The following is a 19,888-nucleotide window of genomic DNA, read 5'->3' as shown; positions in this document are numbered from 1 at the left end:
GACAGTTGTCCGGTTAGGTACACCTTACCGGCGGGCCGTCCTGCCTGGACAGATGGCGGTGGCCGGCCGCGGTCCTGCCTGCTTGCATCATGCACGCTTCCGGCCCGCCGCCGCCGCGCGGGGCGCCGTCCCCCCACCCGACACCACCCCCGGCCCTCGTTCCGACGCTTCTTCGCGTCTCTTACGTCTATAGCGTTTTTCCGTTCTCTCTGCCTGCCGGACAGTCCCCGTGGGACGGCCCGGGAATGTGAAAGAAGGCTGATCATGGCCACAGCGCCCCCGTCGACGTACAGCGCCGTCACTTTGAACATCAACGGCGAGAAGCACTCCCTGACCGTCGACCACCGCACCACCCTGCTCGACGCCCTGCGTGAACGCCTCGATATGACCGGCACCAAAAAGGGCTGTGACCAGGGGCAGTGCGGGGCGTGTACGGTCCTGATCGACAAACGCCGGGCCGTCGCCTGCCTGAGCCTGGCGGTGGCGGCCGAGGGCCGGGAGATCACCACCATCGAGGGCGTCGCCGAGGGCGACCAGCTGCACGCCGTACAGCAGGCCTTCCTCGACCTCGACGGCTACCAGTGTGGCTACTGCACACCTGGCCAGATCTGTTCCGCCGTCGCCGTCATCGAGGAGCACGCCGCCGGCTGGCCGAGCGCCGTCACCGACGACGTACGCCCCGAAGCGGGACCGCCGCCCCTGACCCCCGACGAGATCCGCGAACGCATGAGCGGCAACCTGTGCCGCTGCGGCGCGTACGTGTCCATCGTCCAGGCCGTCGCCCGCGCGGCCGAGGCCGACGCCGCCGCACGGGCCGCCCAGGCCGAGCAGGGCACCGAGCACGAAGGGGCAGCGGCATGAAGGAGTTCGGATACCAGAGGGCCCTCGACGTCTCCGGCGCCCTCGCACTGCTCGACGCCGACCCGGACGCCCGTTTCCTCGGCGGCGGCACCAACCTCGTCGACCTGATGAAGACCGGTGTCGAACGCCCCGGCCGGCTCGTCGACGTACGCGAACTGCCGCTGGACCGCATCGAGTCGACCGAGGACGGCGGGCTGCGCATCGGCGCGACCGTCACCAACAGCGATCTCGCCGCGCACCCCGACGTGCGCCGCCGCTACCCGGCCCTGACCCAGGCGGTCCTCGCCGGCGCCTCCGGGCAGCTGCGCAACATGGCGACCGTCGGCGGGAACCTGCTGCAGCGCACCCGCTGCGGCTACTTCGCCGACGTGACCAAGCCGTGCAACAAGCGCGACCCCGGCAGCGGCTGCCCCGCCATCGAGGGCGAGCACCACAACCACGCCATCCTCGGCGCCTCCGACCACTGCGTGGCCACCCACCCCTCCGACCTCGGTGTGGCACTGACGGCCCTCGACGCCGTCGTCACCTACGAGACGGCCGACGGACCGGGCGTCCTGCCCCTCACCGACTTCTACCTGCCGGTGGGCGACACCCCGCACCTGGAGACCGCCCTGCCGCCGGGAGCGCTGATCACCGGCGTCGTCCTGCCGCCCGCGCCGGTGGCGGCCAACTCCCGCTACCGCAAGGTGCGCGAGCGGGCCTCGTACGCCTTCGCGATCGGCTCGATCGCCGCCGCGCTCGACGTCCGGGACGGCGTCGTGCACGAGGTGCGCCTCGCCTTCGGGGCCGTCGCGTCCCGGCCGTGGCGCGCCCGCGCGGCCGAAGCCGCCCTGACCGGCGGACCGGTCGACGCCGCCGCCTTCGCCGCCGCCGCAGACGCCGAACTGGCGGCCGCCCGGCCGCTGCCGCACAACGGATACAAGGTGACACTCATGCGCAACCTCGTCGTCGCCGTACTGAGCGAACTCGCCGAGGAGGCCACCCGATGACCACCACCACGACCGGAATCAGGGCGGTACCGGCCGTCGGCACCGCGCACACCCGTGTGGAGGGCCGCGACAAGGTCACCGGAGCGGCCCGCTACGCGGCCGAGATCCCCTTCACCGAACTGGCCCACGGCTGGCTGGTGCTGTCCACCGTCACCCGGGGCCGCGTCAGCTCGGTGGAGGACGGCCCGGTCCTCGACATGCCCGGCGTCCTCGCCGTCCTGCACCACGGGAACGCCCCGCGCGTCGACACCGACTACGACGGCATGCTCGGCATGCCGCCGGACCCGACCATCGCCGTCTTCCAGCACGACCGGGTGCCGCACGCGGGCTGGCCGGTGGCGCTGGTCGTCGCCGAGACCTCCGAGCAGGCCAGGGAGGCCGCCGAGGCACTGGTGGTGCACTACGAGGAGGAGGCGCACGACGTCGCCTTCGCCGCGGAGCACCCCGACGCGTACTCCATCCCCGGCCCCGGCGGCCCCGCGGTGACGGAGAAGGGCGACCTCGAAGCCGAACTGGCCGCGTCCGCCGTCGTCCTGGACGCCGAATACACCACGCCCGAAGAGCACCACAACTCGATGGAGCCCCACGCGGCGACCGCCCTGTGGGACGGCGGCCGTCTTGAGGTCGTGGACTCCAACCAGGGCACGATCTGGGTCGCGGCCGAACTCGCCAGTCTCTTCTCGCTCGACCCGGCCTCGGTGCACGTGCGCTCCGAACACGTCGGCGGCGGCTTCGGCAGCAAGGGCGTCCGCGCCCACCAGGTCGCCGCGGTGATGGCCGCGACCGCCCTGTCGCGCCCCGTCCGGGTCATCATGACCCGCCGTCAGATGTTCTCGCTCGCCGGCTACCGCAGCCCCACGACCCAGCGGGTCCGGCTCGGCGCGGACGCCGAGGGACGGCTGCGCGCGCTGGAGCACAGCTGCCTCAGCCTGACCTCGACCGTGCACGAGTTCATCGAGTCGGGTGCCGGTGTGGCCCGCGTGATGTACGACGCCCCCGCCCACCACACCGCCAACCGGGTCGTACGGCTCGACGTGCCGAGCCCGACCTTCATGCGCGCTCCCGGCGAGGCCCCCGGCTCGTTCGCGCTGGAGTCCGCCCTCGACGAACTCGCCGAGAAGCTCGGCATCGACCCGATCGAGCTGCGTACGCGCAACGAACCCGAGGTGGGTCCGGTCTCCGGGCTGCCGTTCAGCACGCGCAACCTGCCCGCCTGCTTCGAGGAGGGCGCCCGCCGGTTCGGCTGGGCCGACCGGGACCCGCGTCCGGGCGTGCGCCGGGAAGGCCGCTGGCTGATCGGCACCGGCACGGCGGCGGCCTCCTTCTTCGTGGGAGCGATGCCGTCCACGGCAGCCGCGACCGCGGAGGCCGACGGCACCTTCACCGTGCGCGTCAACGCCGCGGACATCGGAACGGGCGCCCGGACGGCGCTCACCCTGATCGCCGCCGACGCCCTCGAGGTGCCGACCGACCGGGTGCACGTGCGGATCGGCGACAGCGACTTCGGTCCGGCGATGATCGCCGGCGGGTCGATGGGCACCCGGTCCTGGGCCTGGGCGGTCACGGCCGCTGCCGCCGAACTGCGGGAGCGGCTCGCCCTGAGCGACGGCATCCCGCCGGAGGGCATCACCGTCCGCTCGGACACCACCGCCGCCGTCGGGGCCCTCGCACAGAAGGAACGGCACTCCTTCGGGGCGCAGTTCGCCGAGGTCGCCGTGGACGTGGGCACCGGAGAGGTGCGCGTGCGCCGCATGCTCGGCATGTTCGCCGCCGGGCGGATCATCAACCCGCTCACGGCCCGCGGCCAGTTCACCGGCGGGATGATCTGGGGCATCTCCATGGCCCTGCACGAGGAGGCGGTCAGGGACCGGAACACCGGCGCCCTGTACGGCGCCGACCTCGCGGGCTACCACGTCGCCTCGAACGCCGACGTACCCCTCGTCGAGGCGGACTGGGTCGACGACCCGGACCCGGACGACCCGGTCGGCATCAAGGGCATCGGCGAGATCGGCATCGTGGGCGCCGCGGCGGCGATCGCCAACGCGGTCTGGCACGCGACCGGTGTACGCCACCGGAACCTGCCCATCCGGCCGGACCGCGTCATCACGGCTGGCCCGCATGTTTGACATCGCCGACGAGCTGACCCGCTGGGTCGAACAGGGCCGTGAGTTCGCCGTGGCCACCGTGGTGGCCGTCGGCGGCAGCGCACCGCGCGGCCCTGGTGCGGCCCTCGCCGTCGACAGCGAGGGCACGGTCATCGGCTCGGTCTCCGGCGGCTGCGTGGAAGGAGCGGTGTACGACCTGTGCGTGCAGGCGCTCCAGGACGGCGAGAGCGTCCTCGAACGGTTCGGCTACAGCGACGAGGACGCCTTCGCGGTCGGTCTGACCTGCGGCGGGGTGCTCGACATCATGATCACGCCGGTCGCCGTAGAGGCACCGGTCCGTGAGCTGTTCCGTTCGGCGCTGCTGTCCGTCACCGCGGGCGAACCCAGGGCGCTCGCCCGGGTCGTCCGGGGCCCGGCCGAACTCCTCGGCAGGGCGCTGCTGGTGCACCCCGACGGCTCGTACGAGGGGTCGTACGGCCATGGCTTCGCGGAGCTGGACCGGACGGCGGCGGCCGAGGCGCGGGCGATGCTGGACGGCGGACGCACCGGCACCCTCGACCTCTCGGAGGACGGCAGCAACTGCCCCGGCGGGCTCACCCTGCTCGTCGAGTCCAATGTGCCGCCGCCGCGCATGATCGTGTTCGGTGCGATCGACTTCGCCGCGGCGCTCGTACGGGCCGGCAAGTTCCTCGGCTACCACGTGACGGTGTGCGACGCCCGTCCCGTGTTCGCCACCCGGGCCCGCTTCCCCGAGGCCGACGACCTGGTCGTCGACTGGCCGCACCGCTATCTGCGGGGCACCGACACCGACGGGCGCACGGTGCTGTGCGTGCTCACCCACGACGCCAAGTTCGACATCCCGCTGCTGGAGCAGGCGCTGCGGATGCCGGTCGCGTTCGTCGGGGCGATGGGCTCGCGCCGCACCCACGCGGACCGTGACCGGCGGCTGCGCGAAGTCGGCCTCACCGAGGCGGAGCTGGCACGGCTGCGGTCGCCGATCGGCCTCGACCTCGGCGCCCGTACGCCTGAGGAGACCGCCCTGTCCATCGCGGCGGAGATCGTCGCGGCCCGGCGCGGCGGAACGGGCGCGCCCCTCACGGGGACGCGCACCCCGATCCACCGCGACGGCGTGCAGCGGGACGTGACGGAGGCTGCGGAGGCCGCCTGAAGGCCATGGGTCCGGGCCCGGCCGTCGATCGCGACGGCCGGGCCCGGTTGCCGGTTCAGGGCACGTCAGACGCGGTCGGCCACGATGAGCAGGTACTGGAAACTGCCGTTCCTGTACGCGTTCAGGAACGTTTCCTCGATGCCCGTGACCAGATGCCCGGCCTCCTGGCGCAGCTCCCAGTAGGGGATCGTGTCGGCGGTGAGGTCCTCCACATGGACGGGCACGAGCCGGTTGCGGGCCATCGCGCGGAAGTACTCCGAGCGCGGATGGATGTCGCAGATGTAGTGCGCGTTGATGAGCGACACCTCGCGGGAGGCCCGCCCGTAGGCGTCGTTGTAGCAGCCGGTGATCGTCACATAGCGGCCCCCGCGGCGCAGCAACCGGGCGTGCTCTGCGAAGAGCAGGTCCAACTCCACGTACATGGTGGACTCGTTGTTCCAGGACGCCGCGTACGCGCCGCTCTCCAGGCCCGTGTCGAGCATGTTCCGGTGGTGGTAGCGCACCTTGTCGTCGATGCCCCGCTTACGGGCCTGCTCGTTGGCGAAGTCGGCCTGTTTCCGGGAGAGCGTCACCCCGTCGGTGTGGCAGCCGTACCGCAGATGGGCCACCACGCTGCCGCCGCCGCGCCCGCAGCCGGCGTCGAAGACACGGTCGGTGGGGGAGAGGTCGCCGAGCCGGGAGGCGAGCAGGTCGGCCTGGGCCTGCTCCAGCCGGTGCAGTTCGGCGGTGATCCGGTCGGGGCCCGAGCCGGGACCCTCGTCGAGAGCGGACCGGTCGACGGCTCCGATGCCGTAGTGGTGGTGGTACAGGTCGTCGATCTTCCCCAGTTCGAGGTTGACCGGGTTCTCCTCGGCGTTCCAGTAGTCCGCGACGCGGGTCTGGTACGTGGACTGGCTCGGCACCGATGCTGCGGTGGTCTCGGTGTTGGTGATGGTCAAGTGGGGACTCCTCGTGGCGCTGTGACGATGGGCAGGGACGGTGGTGCTACCAGTAGTTGGGCAGGTGGTATCGGTGGGAGTTGGTGGCGTGCCATTCGTGGTTCCCTGACACCCACGAGGCCAGGCCCTCGGCGTAGCGCGCGACGAGGGGCGAGGTGGCGGACAGGACCGCCGACTCCTCCTCGAACGCTTCCATGATCCTGTTGTGGATCTCGACGGCCCGCAGGTAGGCGGCCTTCAGTCCGCACCGCTCGTTGGCGGCGATGACCTGGGGCAGGTTCAGATGGGTGGGGTCGGAGGCCAGTTCCTTGGTGAAGGAGTACAGGTCGTTGACGATCGTGGTGGCGTTGCAGGCGAGCGCGGTGATCCGCTGGATCTCGGACCGGGCGTACAGCGCCGCGGGCAGTTCGTAGCCGTCCACGGCGTCGACGATCGACAGACACGGCCGGAAGTTGTTGAACTGCCTCATCACCAGGTACTCCCAGATCTGCGGCACGTACCGGATCTCGGACCAGGCGGCCTCCGCGAGATAGCCCATGTGCAGCCGGGCCAGGTCGTGCACGATCCGGTCGCTCTGGCTGGGAGTGGCGAGCTCGCGGTAGTCCCGCAGGGCGTGGTGGTACGAGCGCAGCGGCCCGTCGGCCGCCATGCCGTGGCGCCACTCCTCCTCCAGCTCGGGTGTGCCGTGGTACGGATCGAGTGCCGACTGGGCGATGACCAGCCGCCCGCCCAGCCCGCGGGCCGCTCCGCCCCGGCCCTCGACCTCCTCGCAGTAGCAGTCGTCGACGACGTTCTCGGCGAGCAGCAGTTTCCCGGCCGCCATGAGGTGGTCGAGGCTGATCGCGCCGGGGTGCTGGAGCACGACGGCCCGGCCGCACTGGAACCCCGCGAAGTCCCCCGTCCAGCTCTGGGGGAACAGGTCCAGCTCACGGGCCCAGGCCTCCAGCCTGCGGTCGATCTCCGCGGCCTTCTCCGGGTCGGCGGGCACGGCCGGCCGGTACCGCAGTCCGGGCACCGCGCCGCTGCGACGGCGGGTGGTGGCGCGGGCGAGGTTCGGCGGCCCTGGCAGTCGGGGAGTCGTGGGGGACACGGGCGGGGTGCTCACTCCGCGGTCCGCCCGACCTGGACGTTCTCCAGGATTCCCGCCGCGTCGGGAACGAGGATCGCCATGGAGTAGTAGGCGGTGACCAGATAGTTCATGATCGCGGTGGAGTCGATGTTCATGAACCTGACGTTGAGCCCCGGCTGGTACTCCTCGGGAATGCCGGTCTGGTACAGCCCGACCACGCCCTGGTCGGCCTCTCCGGTGCGCAGGGCGATGACGCTGCTCGTGTGCTGCGGGCTGATCGGGATCTTGCCGCAGGGCAGGAACGGGACACCCCGCCACGCGGGCACCTCATGCCCTTCGATGGTGGTGGTGCCAGGCATCAGACCGCGCCGGTTGCACTGCCGGAAGAAGGCCGCGATCGCCTTCGGGTGGGCCAGGAACACCCGGGTCTTGCGGCGCATCGACAGCAGTTCGTCGAGGTCGTCGGGGGTCGGCGGGCCGGAGAAGGTGCTGACGCGCTGGGCGTGGTCGACGTTGTGCAGCAGACCGAACTCGCGGTTGTTGACCAGCTCCCACTCCTGGCGTTCGCGGATCTCCTCGATGGCCAGGCGCAGTTGCTGCTCGGTCTGGTCCATCGGGCTGTTGTAGAGGTCCGCGACACGGGTGTGGACGCGCAGCACCGTCTGGGTGAGCGACAGCTCGTACTCGCGCGGGGAGAGGTCGTAGTCGACGAAGCCGCCGGAGAGGGTCGGCTCGCCCACGTGCCCCGCCTGCATGGGGACGTCGGCCTCGCCCTTGCGGTTCATGGGCTTGCTCTGCTGCTCGGCGAACGCGGCGAGCTGTGCGGCGAGGGAGGGGGTGCGTTCCACGAACTGTTCGAGGCTGTCCCAGTTCAGGGTCAGCACCGTGCCCGCGGTGTCGGCCCGCACCGAGTGGTGCCAGCGCGGGTCCTCCTGGCCGATGGCCTCGTCACCGAGCTGGGCGCCGTCCGTGACGACCCCGGTGACCTCCTCCTCGCCGTACTTGCCGGGGGTGTAGCGGGTGAACCGGCCGTGGACGACGAGATACGCCTCGGTCACGGGCTGTCCGGCGTCGAAGAGGACCTGGCCGGCGCGCACCTCCCGTACGCGGAACCGTGCGGCGATCTCCTGGAGGGCCGCCGTGTCGGTGTAGCCGCGCAGGGCCGGCAGTTCGGTGAGCGTCTCGGGGATGACCTTGATGTCGTCGGCGCCGTTGTGGTCGAACTGCACCCGGCCCCGGCCGACGCGGAGCTGCAGTCGCCGGTTGACCCGGTAGGTGCCGCCCTTGACGTCCACCCACGGCAGCATCTTGAGCAGCCACCGCGAGGTGATGGCCTGCATCTGCGGTGCGGACTTGGTGGTGGTGGCGAGCTGGCGCGCGGCCTGTGTGCCGAGACTGGTGAAGGGTGTGTCGGCGTCGGGCGGGGCGACGGCGCTGTCGGGGGGACTTTCCGGGGCGGTCACATGTCCTCCGGGTACGTGATGCGAGCAGGCGGGCGGTGCCGGGCTGACGCGGGGCTGCTGTCGGGCGCGGGTGCACGGGGCGGTGGAGGCCGGGGCGGTGGCCGTGGGGCTGTGCGGACGGCTGGGCAGTGCGGTGCTGCGTGTAAAGCCAAACAGCCACGGGTGGCGGCAGGGAACCGCGTGAAAGGGGCGTGTTCGCGCCCCTGACGTGGCGCTCCGTAGCGCGAGGTGCGCCACCGCCGACGAAGTGCTCCCACGCCGGTCCCTGCCTCCGTGCGACCGGCGCGGGGGCGCACGGGTGGTTTGCGCCGGCCCGGGACGGGAGCGGAAGCCCGCGCCGACCGGCCCTTCGGTCAGGTGATCGAGTGCGGGTCTTGCCCGGGCGGGGGAAAGGCGGCACACTGGTACCGAACGAATGGTCGGTAGGGAAGCTGGTATCGATGACCACGACACACTCCGCCGGGACGCCCCTCCCGGAGCAGTTGTTGCAGGAGCACTTCGACGCGACGATCGCGCGGGACCAGCGCATCGAGCCCCGCGACTGGATGCCCGACGGCTATCGCAGGACCCTCGTCCGGCAGATCGCGCAGCACGCGCACTCGGAGATCATCGGGATGCAGCCGGAGGGCGAGTGGATCACCCGCGCCCCGTCGCTGCGCCGCAAGGCCATCCTGTTCGCCAAGGTCCAGGACGAGGCGGGCCACGGGCTGTACCTGTACTCGGCCGCCGAGACCCTCGGCGCCGACCGCGCCGACCTCACCGAGCGGCTGATCGAGGGCCGCCAGAAGTACTCGTCGATCTTCAACTACCCGACCCCGACCTTCGCCGACGTCGGCGTGATCGGCTGGTTCGTCGACGGCGCGGCGATCTGCAACCAGGTCCCGCTGTGCAGGAGTTCGTACGGGCCCTACGCGCGCGCGATGGTGCGGATCTGCAAGGAGGAGTCCTTCCACCAGCGACAGGGCTACGAACTGCTGCTGACCATGTTGCGCGGCACCGAGGCCCAGCGGGACATGGTCCAGGACTCCGTGAACCGCTGGTGGTGGCCCTCGCTCATGATGTTCGGCCCGCCCGACGGCGACTCGCCCAACTCCGCGGCCTCGATGGCCTGGAAGATCAAGCGGCACACCAACGACGAACTGCGTCAGCGGTTCGTCGACATGACCGTCCCGCAGGCCGCCAAACTCGGCGTGACCCTCCCCGACCCGGAGCTGCGCTGGAACGCGGAGCGCGGCCGCCACGACTTCGGCACCCCCGACTGGTCCGAGCTGAAGCGGGTCATCGGCGGCGACGGACCCTGCAACGCCGAGCGGGTGGAGCGCCGCAGGACCGCCCACGAGGACGGCGCCTGGGTACGGGAGGCGGCCACGGCCCACGCGGCCAAGCAGGCACGGCGCGCGCGTGCGCGTACGCAGGAAGGGGCGACGGCATGAGCGACTCCACCCCGGACGCGACGGCGGAGACCACCCAGGGCGACTGGCCGCTGTACGAGGTCTTCGTGCGCGGCAAGCGCGGACTGAACCACGTCCACGTGGGCTCCCTGCACGCGGCCGACGACACGATGGCCCTCACCCACGCGCGCGACCTCTACACCCGCCGCAACGAGGGCGTCTCGATCTGGGTGGTGCGCTCCGAGCACATCGCCGCCTCCACCCGCGACGAGAAGGACCCGTTCTTCGCGCCGAGCGCCGACAAGGTCTACCGCCACCCGACCTTCTACGACATCCCCGACGACGTCCCACACATCTGAGGAGCAGGGCATGAGCGACGACCATGTCTATCTGTCCCTCGCCGAGGGACACGAGGACGACACCCGCTGGGCGTACGGCACCGGCTTCGAGGACCCGCTGCACGGCGTGGACACCACCGTGCTCGAAGGCGTCGCCGCCGACCTGCTGGCCGCCGACTGCGTGGCCCTCGCCGACGACGCCCTGGTGAGCGCCCAGCGGCTCGCCGAGTGGACCACCCGCGCCCCCGAGCTGGAGGAGGAGGTCGCCCTCGCCAACATCGGCCTCGACCTCCTCGGCCAGGCCCGGCTGCTCTACGCCCGCGCCGGCCAGGTCGACGGCACCGGGCGCGGCGAGGACGCGTACGCCTACTTCCGGGACGCGGACGACTTCAGGAACGTCCGGCTGGCCGAACTGCCCGGCGGTGACTTCGCGTTCTCGGCCGTGCGGCTGCTGGTCCTGTCCAGCTGGCGGCTCGCCCACTTCGGGGAGCTGTCGTCGCACCCCGACCCCGTCCTCGCGGCCGTCGCGGCGAAGGGCGTCAAGGAACTGACCTACCACCGGCAGTACGCGGCCGAGTGGGTCGTGCGCCTCGGTGACGGCACGGACGAGTCGCACCGCCGTACGCGCAGGGCGATGGAGCAGGTCGCCCCGTACTTCGGCGAGCTGTTCACGGCGTACGACGTCCGGGACGAGGTGGTCACCGTCCTGCGGCAGGTCACCGAGGCCGCCGGGCTGCCCATGCCGGTGTTCCGGCCACTGCCCGGCGCAGGCAGGGACGGGGAGCACACCGAGCATCTCGCGCCGCTGCTGGCCGAGTTGCAGAGCGTGGCCCGCGCCCACCCGGGGGCGACATGGTGACCGCCGTGCGGGACGTGCAGCGTGCCTGGCACATCGCCGAACAGGTGCCGGACCCCGAACTGCCCATGCTCACCCTGGCCGACCTCGGCGTCCTGCGCGGGGTCGAGGTCGGCGGGGACGGCACCGTGGTCGCGCGGCTGACGCCCACCTACTCGGGCTGCCCCGCGATGGCCGAGATGCGCGCGGACGTGGCGGCACGACTGCGCGACGCGGGGTACGCGCGCGTGGAGATCCGTACGGTCCTGGACCCGCCGTGGACCAGCGACTGGATCACCCCCGAGGGCCGCCGCAAGCTCACCGAGCACGGCATCGCACCCCCGGGAGCCGCACCCCGGCACGCCGCAGGCCCGGTGCCCCTCGTACTGGCCCCCACCCGCCGCACGGTGGCCTGTCCGCGCTGCGGCGCGACGGACACCGAGGAGACGTCCCGCTTCTCCGCCACGTCCTGCAAGGCGCTCCACCGCTGCCGCGCCTGCCGCGAACCGTTCGAGTACGTCAAGGAGATCTGATGGCAGGCCTGAGGCAAGAGCCGGCGGGAGACACCACGGACCCGGCGGCCCCGACCCCGGCCGCGGTCGCGACGGCCCCCGCCCCGGCGGTGCCCGTGCGGGTCCGCCGCCGCCCGGCCTTCCACCCCCTGCGCGTCGCCGCCGTACAGCCGCTGTGCGAGGACGCGGCGGCCGTGAGCTTCGAGATCCCGGCGGAGCTGGCGGCGGAGTTCGCCTTCGCGCCCGGTCAGTCGCTGACGCTGCGGCGCGTGGTCGACGGACGGGACGAGCGGCGTTCGTACTCGATCTGTTCGCCGGCCGGTTCGGTGCCGCGCATCGGGGTGCGGGTGGTGCCGGGCGGTCTGTTCTCGGCCTGGCTCGTGCGCGAGGTGCGCCCCGGTGACACGGTCGAGGTGATGGCCCCCACCGGCACGTTCACGCCCGACCTCGCCGTGCCCGGCCACCATGTGCTGGTCGCGGCCGGTTCCGGTGTCACGCCGATGCTGTCCATCGCCGAGTCCGTCCTGGCGGCCCATCCGCGCTCGACGGTCACCCTCTTCTACGGCAACCGCCGCACGGACACGGTGATGTTCGCCGACGAACTGGCCGATCTGAAGGACCTCTATCCGGCGCGGTTCCAGCTCGCCCATGTGCTGTCCCGTGAGCCCCGCGAGGCCGAGGTGCTGTCCGGCCGCCTCGACGCGGAGCGCCTCTCGGCACTGGTCGGCTCGCTGGTCGACGTGGGGTCGGCGGACCACTGGTGGCTGTGCGGGCCGCACGGCATGGTCGTCGACGCCCAGCGGGTCCTGACCGGCCTCGGCGTGCCCGGAGACCGCGTCCACCGGGAGCTGTTCTACGCCGACGACGAGCCCGTACGAGAGGTGCGTCACGAGGAGGCGGCCGTCGAGGGGCCCGTCAGCCAGGTCACCGTCACTCTGGACGGCCGCTCCACCACCGCAGCACTGGTCCGGGACCGGAGCATCCTGGAAGGTGCCCAGCGGAACCGCCCCGACCTGCCCTTCGCCTGCAAGGGTGGCGTCTGCGGCACCTGCCGTGCTCTGATCACCGACGGCAAGGCCGACATGCGCCGCAACTTCGCCCTGGAGGACGCCGAGGTCGACGCGGGCTACGTACTGACCTGCCAGTCGTACCCGGTCTCGGAGACCCTGACCGTGGACTACGACAGCTGAGGCGGGGGCGTACGCCTGAGGGGCCGTACGTCTGAGGCGGCACCGGCTGAGGGCATCGGCGGACATGCACTCGATCCACTCATAAATCGGAGTTATGAGGTCATAGATCCAGCCCGGCTACAGACTTAGGATAGCCTTAGTTTAGGCTCCCGGTGAGTACTCCTGATCACCGCTCGAAGGGAACCTGATCATGCCTCGCCCCCTGCGGGTAGCCATAGTCGGAGCCGGCCCCGCCGGGATCTACGCCGCCGACGCGCTGTTGAAGTCCGCAGTGGCCGTCGAGCCCGGTGTCTCCATCGACCTCTTCGAGCGGATGCCGGCCCCCTTCGGCCTGATCCGTTACGGCGTGGCCCCCGACCACCCGCGCATCAAGGGCATCATCACCGCCCTGCACCAGGTGCTCGACAAGCCGCAGATCCGCCTCTTCGGCAACGTCGACTACCCGGGTGACATCAACCTCGACGACCTGCGCGCCTTCTACGACGCGGTGATCTTCTCCACCGGGGCGACGGCCGACCGGCACCTCGACATACCCGGCATCGGGCTCGACGGGTCGTACGGCGCGGCGGACTTCGTGTCCTGGTACGACGGGCACCCCGACGTGCCGCGCACCTGGCCGCTGGAGGCCGAGAAGGTCGCCGTCCTCGGCGTCGGCAACGTGGCGCTCGACGTGGCCCGCATCCTCGCCAAGACCGCGGAGGAACTGCTGCCCACCGAGATCCCGGCGAACGTCCACGAGGGGCTCAAAGCCAACAAGGCCCTGGAGGTCCACGTCTTCGGCCGCCGCGGTCCGGCGCAGGCGAAGTTCAGCCCGCTGGAGCTGCGGGAGCTGGACCACTCCCCGAACATCGAGGTCATCGTCGACCCCGAGGACATCGACTACGACGACGGCTCGATCGCGACCCGGCGCGGCAACAAGCAGGCCGACATGGTCTCCAAGACCCTGGAGAACTGGGCGATCCGCGACGTCGGCGAGCGGCGGCACAAGCTGTTCCTGCACTTCTTCGAGTCGCCGACCGAGATCCTCGGCGAGGACGGCAAGGTCGTGGGTCTGCGCACCGAGCGCACCGCCCTCGACGGCACCGGCAACGTCAAGGGCACCGGCGAGTTCAAGGACTGGGACCTCGGCGCGGTCTACCGTGCCGTCGGCTACCTCTCCGACAAGCTGCCCAAGCTGCCCTGGGACGTCGAGTCGGGCACCGTCCCGGACAAGGCCGGCCGGGTGATCGAGGAGACCGGCGAGCACCTGACGTCGACGTACGTCACCGGCTGGATCCGGCGCGGTCCGGTGGGCCTCATCGGCCACACCAAGGGCGACGCCAACGAGACGGTCGCCAGCCTGCTCGACGACCACGGGAACGGTCGTCTCCAGACGCCCACCTCGCCGGAACCCGAGTCGGTGGACGCGTTCCTCGCCGAGCGGAACGTCCGCTTCACCACGTGGGAGGGCTGGTACCGCCTGGACGCCGCGGAGAAGGCGCTCGGCGAGCCGCAGGGCCGTGAGCGCGTGAAGCTCGTGGAACGCGAGGACATGCTCGGCGCCAGCGGAGCGTAGCCCCCGCGGGAGGCGTACGGACAACCCGTCGACGGGAGTGGCCCCAGCTGTGACAGCTGGGGCCACTCCCGTTTTCGCGTCCGCTCCCCGTCCGTCTTCCGTCCGCACGGCTTGCATTGTGAAACCGATCGGTTTACCTTCATGGAGAAGGGAAACCGATCGGTTTCCACATCGTATCCGCTGAGGTTCGGAGAGAGTCATGACCGCAATCGAGGGTTCCGTCGTCCTGGTCACCGGTGGCGGCAGGGGAATCGGCAAGGCGCTGGTGGAAGGGCTCTTCGAGCGGGGCGCGAAGAAGGTGTACGCCACCGCCCGCGACCCGCGGACCGTCAAGGACACCCGGGCCGTACCGCTGGCCCTGGAGGTCACCGACCCCGCCTCCGTCGCGGCTGCCGCGGAACAGGCCGGCGACATCACCGTCCTGATCAACAACGCGGGTGTCTCCATGCACACGTCGTTCCTGGACTCGCCGGTCGACGACGTGCGCAAGGACTTCGAGACGAACTTCTACGGACCGCTGCTCACCGCCCGCGCGTTCGTCCCCGTGATCGAGCGCAACGGCGGCGGCCACATCCTGAACGTCCACTCCGTACTGTCGTGGATCGGCCTGGCAGGCTCGTACAGCGCGTCCAAGGCGGCGCTCTGGTCCCAGACCAACTCCCTGCGGCTCGACCTCGCCCCGCGCGGGATCAGCGTCACCGGGCTGCACGTCGGTTACGTCGACACCGACATGACCGCGGCGATCGACGCGCCCAAGTCCTCGCCCGTGGACGTGGCGGCGCAGGCGCTCGACGGCATCGAGAGCGGCGCCTTCGAGGTCCTCGCCGACGATCTGACCCGCCAGGTCAAGTCCGGTCTGTCGGCCGACCTTTCGGTCCTGTACCCGCAGCTGGTCGCCTGACCGGCACGCGGCGGACCCGGTAGACCGATCGGTTTCTTCCGGCCGAGCGACGGAGGTAGCCTCGCCCCATGGCCACCACCACGGACAAGACATCCACGAGGGACCGGCTGCTCGACGCGGCCACGGAGCTCTTCTACCGCGACGGCGTCTCCCTCGGCGTCGAGGCGCTGTGCCGGGCCGCCGGGGTGTCCAAGCGGTCCATGTACCAGCTCTTCGCCGGCAAGGACGAGGTGCTGGCGGCGAGCCTGGAGCGGCGCGCACCGGAGTACGGGCGGATGCTGCATCTCGGGCCCGAGGATCCGCGGTCGCCGCGGGAGCGGATCCTGTACGTCTTCGAGCAGCTGGAGCGGGTGGCTGCGCAGGACGACTACCGGGGGTGCCCGTACCTGTCGGCGCTGGTCGAACTCAAGGACCCCGAGCATCCGGCCAGTGTCGTGGCCCTGCGGGTCAAGGGCGCCCTGGTCGAGGCGTTTCGCGTGGACGCGGAGCGGGGTGGGGCGCGTGATCCTGAGCTGCTGGCTCGCCAGCTCACGCTGATCTTCGACGGGGCGAGTGCGCGGGCGGGGGCGAAAGCGGAAACGCTCTCAGGCCTGACGACCACGACGGCGGCGGCGCTGCTGGACGCGGGGGGTGTGAGCTAGCGGCTCGTGTGCGGCCCCGGTGGGGGCGGGCCGCGCAGTTCCCCGCGCCCCTGAAAAACGGGGCCCCTGCTTTTCATCTTTCAGGGGCGCGGGGAACTGCGCGCTCAGCCCCCACCGGGGCCGCAGCCGAACGCACCCAGCCGCCCCCACCCCCTCAGGCCGGCGGAGCCCCGCCCCCGAGCCACTCGTACGCCTCCCGAGCCGTGAACTCCCCCTGGCCGCCGCGGAAAAGCAACCCCGCCGTGGCGAACGCGGGATCCCCAGCCTGGGTCACGACATACGGCACGGCGATGCACCGCATCCCCGCGGCCCCCGCCGCCACAACCCCCGGCACCGCGTCCTCCACCACCACACAGCGCCCCGGCGCGACCCCCAGCCGCCGTGCGGCCTCCAGGAAGACGTCCGGCGCGGGCTTGCCGAGAGCGACCTCCTCCGCCGACACGACGACCCGTAGACGTTCGTCCAGCCCCGTGCCCGACAGGATCGCCTCGATGGCCGGCCGCGACGACCCCGAGGCCACCGCCATCGGGACCCCGTCACCGGCCAGCAGCTCCACGAACGCGCGCATCTCCGGGTACACCGGGGTCGACGCACGGGCCAGTTCCAGATAGCGCCGGTTCTTGTCGGCGAGCAGCGCGTCGGCCGGGGCGTCGAGCCCGTACCGCTCCTTCCAGAGCGCGATCGTCTCCTGCGTGCTGATCCCGACGTACCGCTCGTGGTCGGCCCACGTGAAGTCCGTGACGCCCTGCCCGGCCAGCGTCCGCCGGCCCGCCTCGTAGTAGTTCGGCTCGCTGTCCACGAGGGTGCCGTCGAGATCGAAGATGACCGGGATGCCGTCGAGATCGCTCATGCGACCAGGATGCCAATGATCAGCTCCGGGCCGAACGGCCGATCGACTCCACGAGCGGCAGCACCCGCTGCGGCACCCGTTCCCGCAGCGCCACCTCCGTCCGCGTACGGACGACCCCCGGCAGACTGATCAGCGCCTGGATCACGTCTTCGAGGTGGCCGTTGTCCCGTGCCACGACCCGCGTCAGCAGATCCCCGCCACCGGTGATCGAGAACGCCTCGATGATCTCCGGCACGGCGGCCAGCGCGTCCCCCACGTCGTCGAGATGCCCCTGGGTGACCTCGATGTGCACGAACGCGAGCACCGGGTGGCCCAGCGCGGCGGGGGAGAGCGAGGGGGCCGTCCCGGTGATCACACCGTCCCGCTCCAGCCGGTCGAGCCGCGCCTGCAGCGTGCCGCGGGCCACCCCGAGGACCCGGGCGTACTCCCGCACGCTGGTGCGCGGCTGCTCCAGGAGCAGCCGGAGGATACGGGTGTCGAGCTCGTCCACGGCCATGGTCCGTTGGTCTCTCTGTGGTCCGGAGTGATCGTTCCCGACTGTACCAATGGCCCAGTGGATCAGAAGCCTGTTGAGCCATCGCCCTTCTCCTGCTTAACGTGGGCGTATCGATGGCGTCGTGAAGCGCCGGACGGCAAGGAAGCCGGACCGGACACACGGCGCCATGCCCATGCCTGTGGGCCGTGTCCGCAGGGCCACATGCTCAAGGTGTCGACGCGAAACGGGGGCGGGCAGCCGACGGTGAAGAAGATGTTCATGGCGCCGGACCCGGGCCTGGTACGGCTGCGGCTCTCGCTGCGCGCGGTGCTCGGCATCGGTCTCGCGGTGGCCCTGTCGGAGCTCGCCGGACTCTCGCTGTCCGCCTCGATCACCGGGGGCCTCACCGCGCTCCTCGCGCTGTTCACGGTGGGCGACGCGACCGTGCGGGGCCAGGCGGTCACCACCGCCCTGCTGCCCGCCGTCGGCTTCCCCGTACTCGCCGTCGCGGCCGTCCTGCACGCGGTACCGACCGTCCGCGACGCCGTCTGGCTGGCCGTCGTCCTCGGCGGGGTGTACGCCCGCCGCTGGGGCCCCCGCGGTCACGCGCTCGGCATCTTCGCGTTCATGACCTTCTTCATCACCCAGTTCCTGCACGCCGTCCCGGCCCAGCTTCCCCAGCTGTACGCCGCGATGACCCTGTCGCTGGCCGCGTCCTCGGCGGTGCGGTTCGGCGCGTGGTGCATCGAGCGGCGCAGCCCGGTCCCGGCCGCGCCCGCGCCGCCCACCGGCCGCGGCCTCGCCCGGCCGACCACCCGCCAGGCCTTCCAGGCGACGGCCGCCTGCGCGTTCGCGATCGCCGCGGGCCAGATCCTGTCGCACGAGCGCTGGTACTGGGCCGTCGGCACCGCCTGGTGGATCTTCGTCAACACGTCCTCGCGGGGCGAGACCCTGGTGCGGGGCTTCCGAAGGGTCCTGGGCACGGTCATCGGTATCGCCGTCGGCCTGGTGATCGCCGTTCCGCTGGACGGAGCCGGCGCTCCGACCGCGGGGCTCGTCGCGGTGTGCGTGTTCGGCATCTTCTACGCGGCCGCGGTGTCCTACACGTGGATGATGCTGGCCGTGACGGTGATGGCGGGTCTGCTCTACGGGCTGCTGGGGGTGCTCGATCCGGGGTTGCTCCTGCTGCGTGTGCTGGAGACGGGGGCGGGGGCGCTCGGCGCGGCGCTCGCCGTCCTGCTGGTGCTGCCGGTGACCACGCACGCCACCACCGACGCGTGGATCGAGCGGGCGCTGCACTGCGTCCACGCCTGCACCTCCGAGGCCGCCGCCCGTCTCGCCGGGTCCCCGACCGCCGACCCGGCCCGGTATGTCGCCGAGCTGGAACTGCTGTTGGGCCGGGTGCGGCTGTCGCTGGCCCCGCTGGTCCATCCGCTCGCCCCGCTGCGGGCCCGCAGGACGAGGGCCCGCCAGGTCGTCGAGCTGCTGGACCGGTGCGCCCAGGAGGTGCGCGGCCTGGCGTCGATCGCCGCGGATCCCGACGCCTCCCACGACGAGCGGCTCGCCGCCGCCTGCCGGCGGGTGGAAGGCGCGGTGGAGGCCCTGACCGGCCCCGCCGCGGCCCGCGCCGGGATCGACGTGCCCGCTCCCGCGGCGCACCCCGCCGTCGGTGAGCAGGCGCTGACGCATCTGCACGGTCTGGAGCAGGCGCTGAAGGCACTCGCCGAGCCCTTGCGCAGCCGCCCCGTCACCGTCGCCTGACGACGCCCCGACCTCGTACGGGCCTGGCCCCGCCCGCCCGCTCCGCCCAGGTGTCCCGCCCGTGCGGACCAGGTGAATTCCTTGTGGAATCGGTGTCGGTGGGGCCGTCTATGCTGCACCCGAAGATCACGTGGGGCCACGGCGGAGTTCGTCGTCCTCGCGGCCGAGTCGGCCGGCTGGGACGACGACCCGGGGAGCCACGCCATGATCGCCGCGGAGACGGCCGTACTCCTCGGCGAGTCGGGCGAGTTCGGCCGGGCCCGCGAGGTGGCGGACCAGGCGCTCGCCGCCCACGCGCGGGCCCCGCGCTACGAGCAGATCAGCAACTGCCTGCGCGAACTGGCCCGGCTCCAGGCGCAGCAGCAGGGCGCCGACGGTCTGGCCGACGCCCTCGGCCTGCTCTCCGCCGCCGGCCGGATCGCCGACGAGGCCCGCACCGCCGGGTACGAGGCGCACGGCCGCTCCCTGGACACCGCCCTGGCGTACGAGCACGGGCGCGTCAACGCCTACGCCGGTACGTACGAGGACGCCCTGACCGCTCTGAACAAGGCCCTCGCCCTGCTGGGCGAGCCCGGCCCGGAGCGGGAGCACGCCGAGGCCCACGCCGAGGAGTGGGCCGAGAGCATCCGCCTGGCGGGAGCGGTGGAGGGCATCTACCTGGAACGCCCCGCGCCCGCCCTCACCCGTATCGACGCGGCGGTCGCCCGTCTGACCGCTTCGGGCCGCACCGAGGTGGCCGAGCCGCTGATCTCCCTGGCGGCCCGGCTGCGCGACGAGGAGTGACGCGGTTGCGCGACGAGCGGTGACGCGGAGGTGCCGGGGCGTGGGGCCGCCCCGGCATCAGGG

The 19,888-nt window shown here is 71.9% G+C and carries 18 protein-coding genes and 1 pseudogene; 14 read left to right on the top strand and 5 right to left on the bottom strand.

What is annotated here, in order from left to right; all coding sequences use genetic code 11:
- Positions 1-264: 264 nt before the first annotated feature.
- From ACZ60E_RS25845 to ACZ60E_RS25830, 4 genes are read left to right on the top strand one after another with little or no spacing between them, the layout of a single operon-like run.
- The gene (locus ACZ60E_RS25845) at positions 265-861 is read left to right on the top strand and encodes a 2Fe-2S iron-sulfur cluster-binding protein (protein WP_384799361.1); all 597 of its coding nucleotides are present in this window, start codon (positions 265-267) and stop codon (positions 859-861) included.
- Complete coding sequence (locus ACZ60E_RS25840) at positions 858-1,850, top strand: FAD binding domain-containing protein (protein WP_469443420.1); 993 nt, start codon at positions 858-860, stop codon at positions 1,848-1,850. Before ACZ60E_RS25845 ends, ACZ60E_RS25840 begins: the two co-directional genes overlap by 4 nt.
- Positions 1,847-3,976, top strand: coding sequence for a xanthine dehydrogenase family protein molybdopterin-binding subunit (locus ACZ60E_RS25835; protein ID WP_469443418.1), 2,130 nt, complete (start codon positions 1,847-1,849; stop codon positions 3,974-3,976). Before ACZ60E_RS25840 ends, ACZ60E_RS25835 begins: the two co-directional genes overlap by 4 nt.
- Positions 3,969-5,123: an XdhC family protein gene (locus ACZ60E_RS25830; protein ID WP_469443416.1), complete on the top strand. Its 1,155-nt coding sequence runs from the start codon at positions 3,969-3,971 to the stop codon at positions 5,121-5,123. Before ACZ60E_RS25835 ends, ACZ60E_RS25830 begins: the two co-directional genes overlap by 8 nt.
- Positions 5,124-5,188: 65 nt before the next feature.
- Here the strand turns inward: ACZ60E_RS25830 and ACZ60E_RS25825 are convergent, their stop codons facing one another.
- The 3 genes from ACZ60E_RS25825 to ACZ60E_RS25815 are packed head-to-tail and all read right to left on the bottom strand — an operon-like array spanning position 5,189 to position 8,593.
- Positions 5,189-6,061: a geranyl diphosphate 2-C-methyltransferase gene (locus ACZ60E_RS25825; protein WP_385838993.1), complete on the bottom strand. Its 873-nt coding sequence runs from the start codon at positions 6,059-6,061 to the stop codon at positions 5,189-5,191.
- A gap of 46 nt (positions 6,062-6,107) precedes the next feature.
- The gene (locus ACZ60E_RS25820) at positions 6,108-7,166 is read right to left on the bottom strand and encodes a family 2 encapsulin nanocompartment cargo protein terpene cyclase (RefSeq protein ID WP_469443414.1); all 1,059 of its coding nucleotides are present in this window, start codon (positions 7,164-7,166) and stop codon (positions 6,108-6,110) included.
- Positions 7,163-8,593: a family 2B encapsulin nanocompartment shell protein gene (locus ACZ60E_RS25815; protein WP_469443412.1), complete on the bottom strand. Its 1,431-nt coding sequence runs from the start codon at positions 8,591-8,593 to the stop codon at positions 7,163-7,165. The genes ACZ60E_RS25820 and ACZ60E_RS25815 overlap by 4 nt, the downstream gene beginning before the upstream one ends.
- 440 nt (positions 8,594-9,033) lie before the next feature.
- Between ACZ60E_RS25815 and paaA the strand changes: the two genes are divergently transcribed.
- From paaA to ACZ60E_RS25775, 8 genes are all read left to right on the top strand, one after another.
- A complete protein-coding gene (paaA, locus tag ACZ60E_RS25810) occupies positions 9,034-10,026 on the top strand; it encodes a 1,2-phenylacetyl-CoA epoxidase subunit PaaA (protein WP_469443411.1) in 993 nt (330 codons plus the stop codon).
- Positions 10,023-10,343: a 1,2-phenylacetyl-CoA epoxidase subunit PaaB gene (paaB, locus tag ACZ60E_RS25805; protein ID WP_385838988.1), complete on the top strand. Its 321-nt coding sequence runs from the start codon at positions 10,023-10,025 to the stop codon at positions 10,341-10,343. The genes paaA and paaB overlap by 4 nt, the downstream gene beginning before the upstream one ends.
- Before the next feature lie 10 nt (positions 10,344-10,353).
- Entirely contained in the window at positions 10,354-11,181 is an 828-nt protein-coding gene (gene paaC, locus ACZ60E_RS25800; protein ID WP_469443408.1) for a 1,2-phenylacetyl-CoA epoxidase subunit PaaC, read from the top strand.
- On the top strand, positions 11,175-11,690 hold the full coding sequence (paaD, locus tag ACZ60E_RS25795) for a 1,2-phenylacetyl-CoA epoxidase subunit PaaD (RefSeq protein ID WP_469443406.1): 516 nt from the start codon (positions 11,175-11,177) through the stop codon (positions 11,688-11,690). The genes paaC and paaD overlap by 7 nt, the downstream gene beginning before the upstream one ends.
- Positions 11,690-12,859, top strand: coding sequence for a 1,2-phenylacetyl-CoA epoxidase subunit PaaE (gene paaE, locus ACZ60E_RS25790; RefSeq protein WP_469443404.1), 1,170 nt, complete (start codon positions 11,690-11,692; stop codon positions 12,857-12,859). Before paaD ends, paaE begins: the two co-directional genes overlap by 1 nt.
- A gap of 190 nt (positions 12,860-13,049) precedes the next feature.
- Positions 13,050-14,414 (top strand): FAD-dependent oxidoreductase, encoded by a 1,365-nt coding sequence (locus ACZ60E_RS25785; RefSeq protein WP_384799325.1) that lies wholly within the window; start codon positions 13,050-13,052, stop codon positions 14,412-14,414.
- Positions 14,415-14,613: 199 nt separating this feature from the next.
- Positions 14,614-15,315: an SDR family oxidoreductase gene (locus ACZ60E_RS25780; RefSeq protein WP_384799322.1), complete on the top strand. Its 702-nt coding sequence runs from the start codon at positions 14,614-14,616 to the stop codon at positions 15,313-15,315.
- Positions 15,316-15,383: 68 nt separating this feature from the next.
- Entirely contained in the window at positions 15,384-15,956 is a 573-nt protein-coding gene (locus ACZ60E_RS25775; protein ID WP_469443401.1) for a TetR/AcrR family transcriptional regulator, read from the top strand.
- Positions 15,957-16,110: 154 nt separating this feature from the next.
- On the opposite strand, the gene ACZ60E_RS25770 is transcribed toward ACZ60E_RS25775, so the two are convergent.
- On the bottom strand, positions 16,111-16,806 hold the full coding sequence (locus tag ACZ60E_RS25770) for an HAD family hydrolase (RefSeq protein ID WP_469443400.1): 696 nt from the start codon (positions 16,804-16,806) through the stop codon (positions 16,111-16,113).
- A 19-nt stretch (positions 16,807-16,825) separates the two neighbouring features.
- On the bottom strand, positions 16,826-17,302 hold the full coding sequence (locus ACZ60E_RS25765; protein WP_384799314.1) for an Lrp/AsnC family transcriptional regulator: 477 nt from the start codon (positions 17,300-17,302) through the stop codon (positions 16,826-16,828).
- 252 nt (positions 17,303-17,554) lie between these two features.
- Here ACZ60E_RS25765 and ACZ60E_RS25760 point away from each other — a divergent pair, with 252 nt between their 5' ends.
- Positions 17,555-19,042, top strand: coding sequence for an FUSC family protein (locus ACZ60E_RS25760; RefSeq protein ID WP_469443552.1), 1,488 nt, complete (start codon positions 17,555-17,557; stop codon positions 19,040-19,042).
- A 129-nt stretch (positions 19,043-19,171) separates the two neighbouring features.
- A pseudogene (locus ACZ60E_RS25755) lies at positions 19,172-19,825 on the top strand (hypothetical protein); the annotation flags it as partial.
- Positions 19,826-19,888: the final 63 nt, after the last annotated feature.

The organism is Streptomyces sp. NPDC102514 (assembly GCF_055584525.1).
The sequence above is the reverse complement of the archived record's forward strand: the minus strand, read 5'-3'. Positions and strand labels throughout refer to the sequence as shown.

Coding starts and splice junctions, on each gene's coding strand:
- ACZ60E_RS25770 (WP_469443400.1), bottom strand. CDS start 16,806: ATGAGCGATCTCGACGGCATCCCGGTCATCTTCGATCTCGACGGCACC.
- ACZ60E_RS25835 (WP_469443418.1), top strand. CDS start 1,847: ATGACCACCACCACGACCGGAATCAGGGCGGTACCGGCCGTCGGCACC.
- ACZ60E_RS25765 (WP_384799314.1), bottom strand. CDS start 17,302: ATGGCCGTGGACGAGCTCGACACCCGTATCCTCCGGCTGCTCCTGGAG.
- paaC (WP_469443408.1), top strand. CDS start 10,354: ATGAGCGACGACCATGTCTATCTGTCCCTCGCCGAGGGACACGAGGAC.
- paaB (WP_385838988.1), top strand. CDS start 10,023: ATGAGCGACTCCACCCCGGACGCGACGGCGGAGACCACCCAGGGCGAC.
- ACZ60E_RS25775 (WP_469443401.1), top strand. CDS start 15,384: ATGGCCACCACCACGGACAAGACATCCACGAGGGACCGGCTGCTCGAC.
- ACZ60E_RS25845 (WP_384799361.1), top strand. CDS start 265: ATGGCCACAGCGCCCCCGTCGACGTACAGCGCCGTCACTTTGAACATC.
- ACZ60E_RS25785 (WP_384799325.1), top strand. CDS start 13,050: ATGCCTCGCCCCCTGCGGGTAGCCATAGTCGGAGCCGGCCCCGCCGGG.
- ACZ60E_RS25760 (WP_469443552.1), top strand. CDS start 17,555: ATGTTCATGGCGCCGGACCCGGGCCTGGTACGGCTGCGGCTCTCGCTG.
- ACZ60E_RS25780 (WP_384799322.1), top strand. CDS start 14,614: ATGACCGCAATCGAGGGTTCCGTCGTCCTGGTCACCGGTGGCGGCAGG.
- paaE (WP_469443404.1), top strand. CDS start 11,690: ATGGCAGGCCTGAGGCAAGAGCCGGCGGGAGACACCACGGACCCGGCG.
- paaA (WP_469443411.1), top strand. CDS start 9,034: ATGACCACGACACACTCCGCCGGGACGCCCCTCCCGGAGCAGTTGTTG.
- ACZ60E_RS25840 (WP_469443420.1), top strand. CDS start 858: ATGAAGGAGTTCGGATACCAGAGGGCCCTCGACGTCTCCGGCGCCCTC.
- paaD (WP_469443406.1), top strand. CDS start 11,175: ATGGTGACCGCCGTGCGGGACGTGCAGCGTGCCTGGCACATCGCCGAA.
- ACZ60E_RS25830 (WP_469443416.1), top strand. CDS start 3,969: ATGTTTGACATCGCCGACGAGCTGACCCGCTGGGTCGAACAGGGCCGT.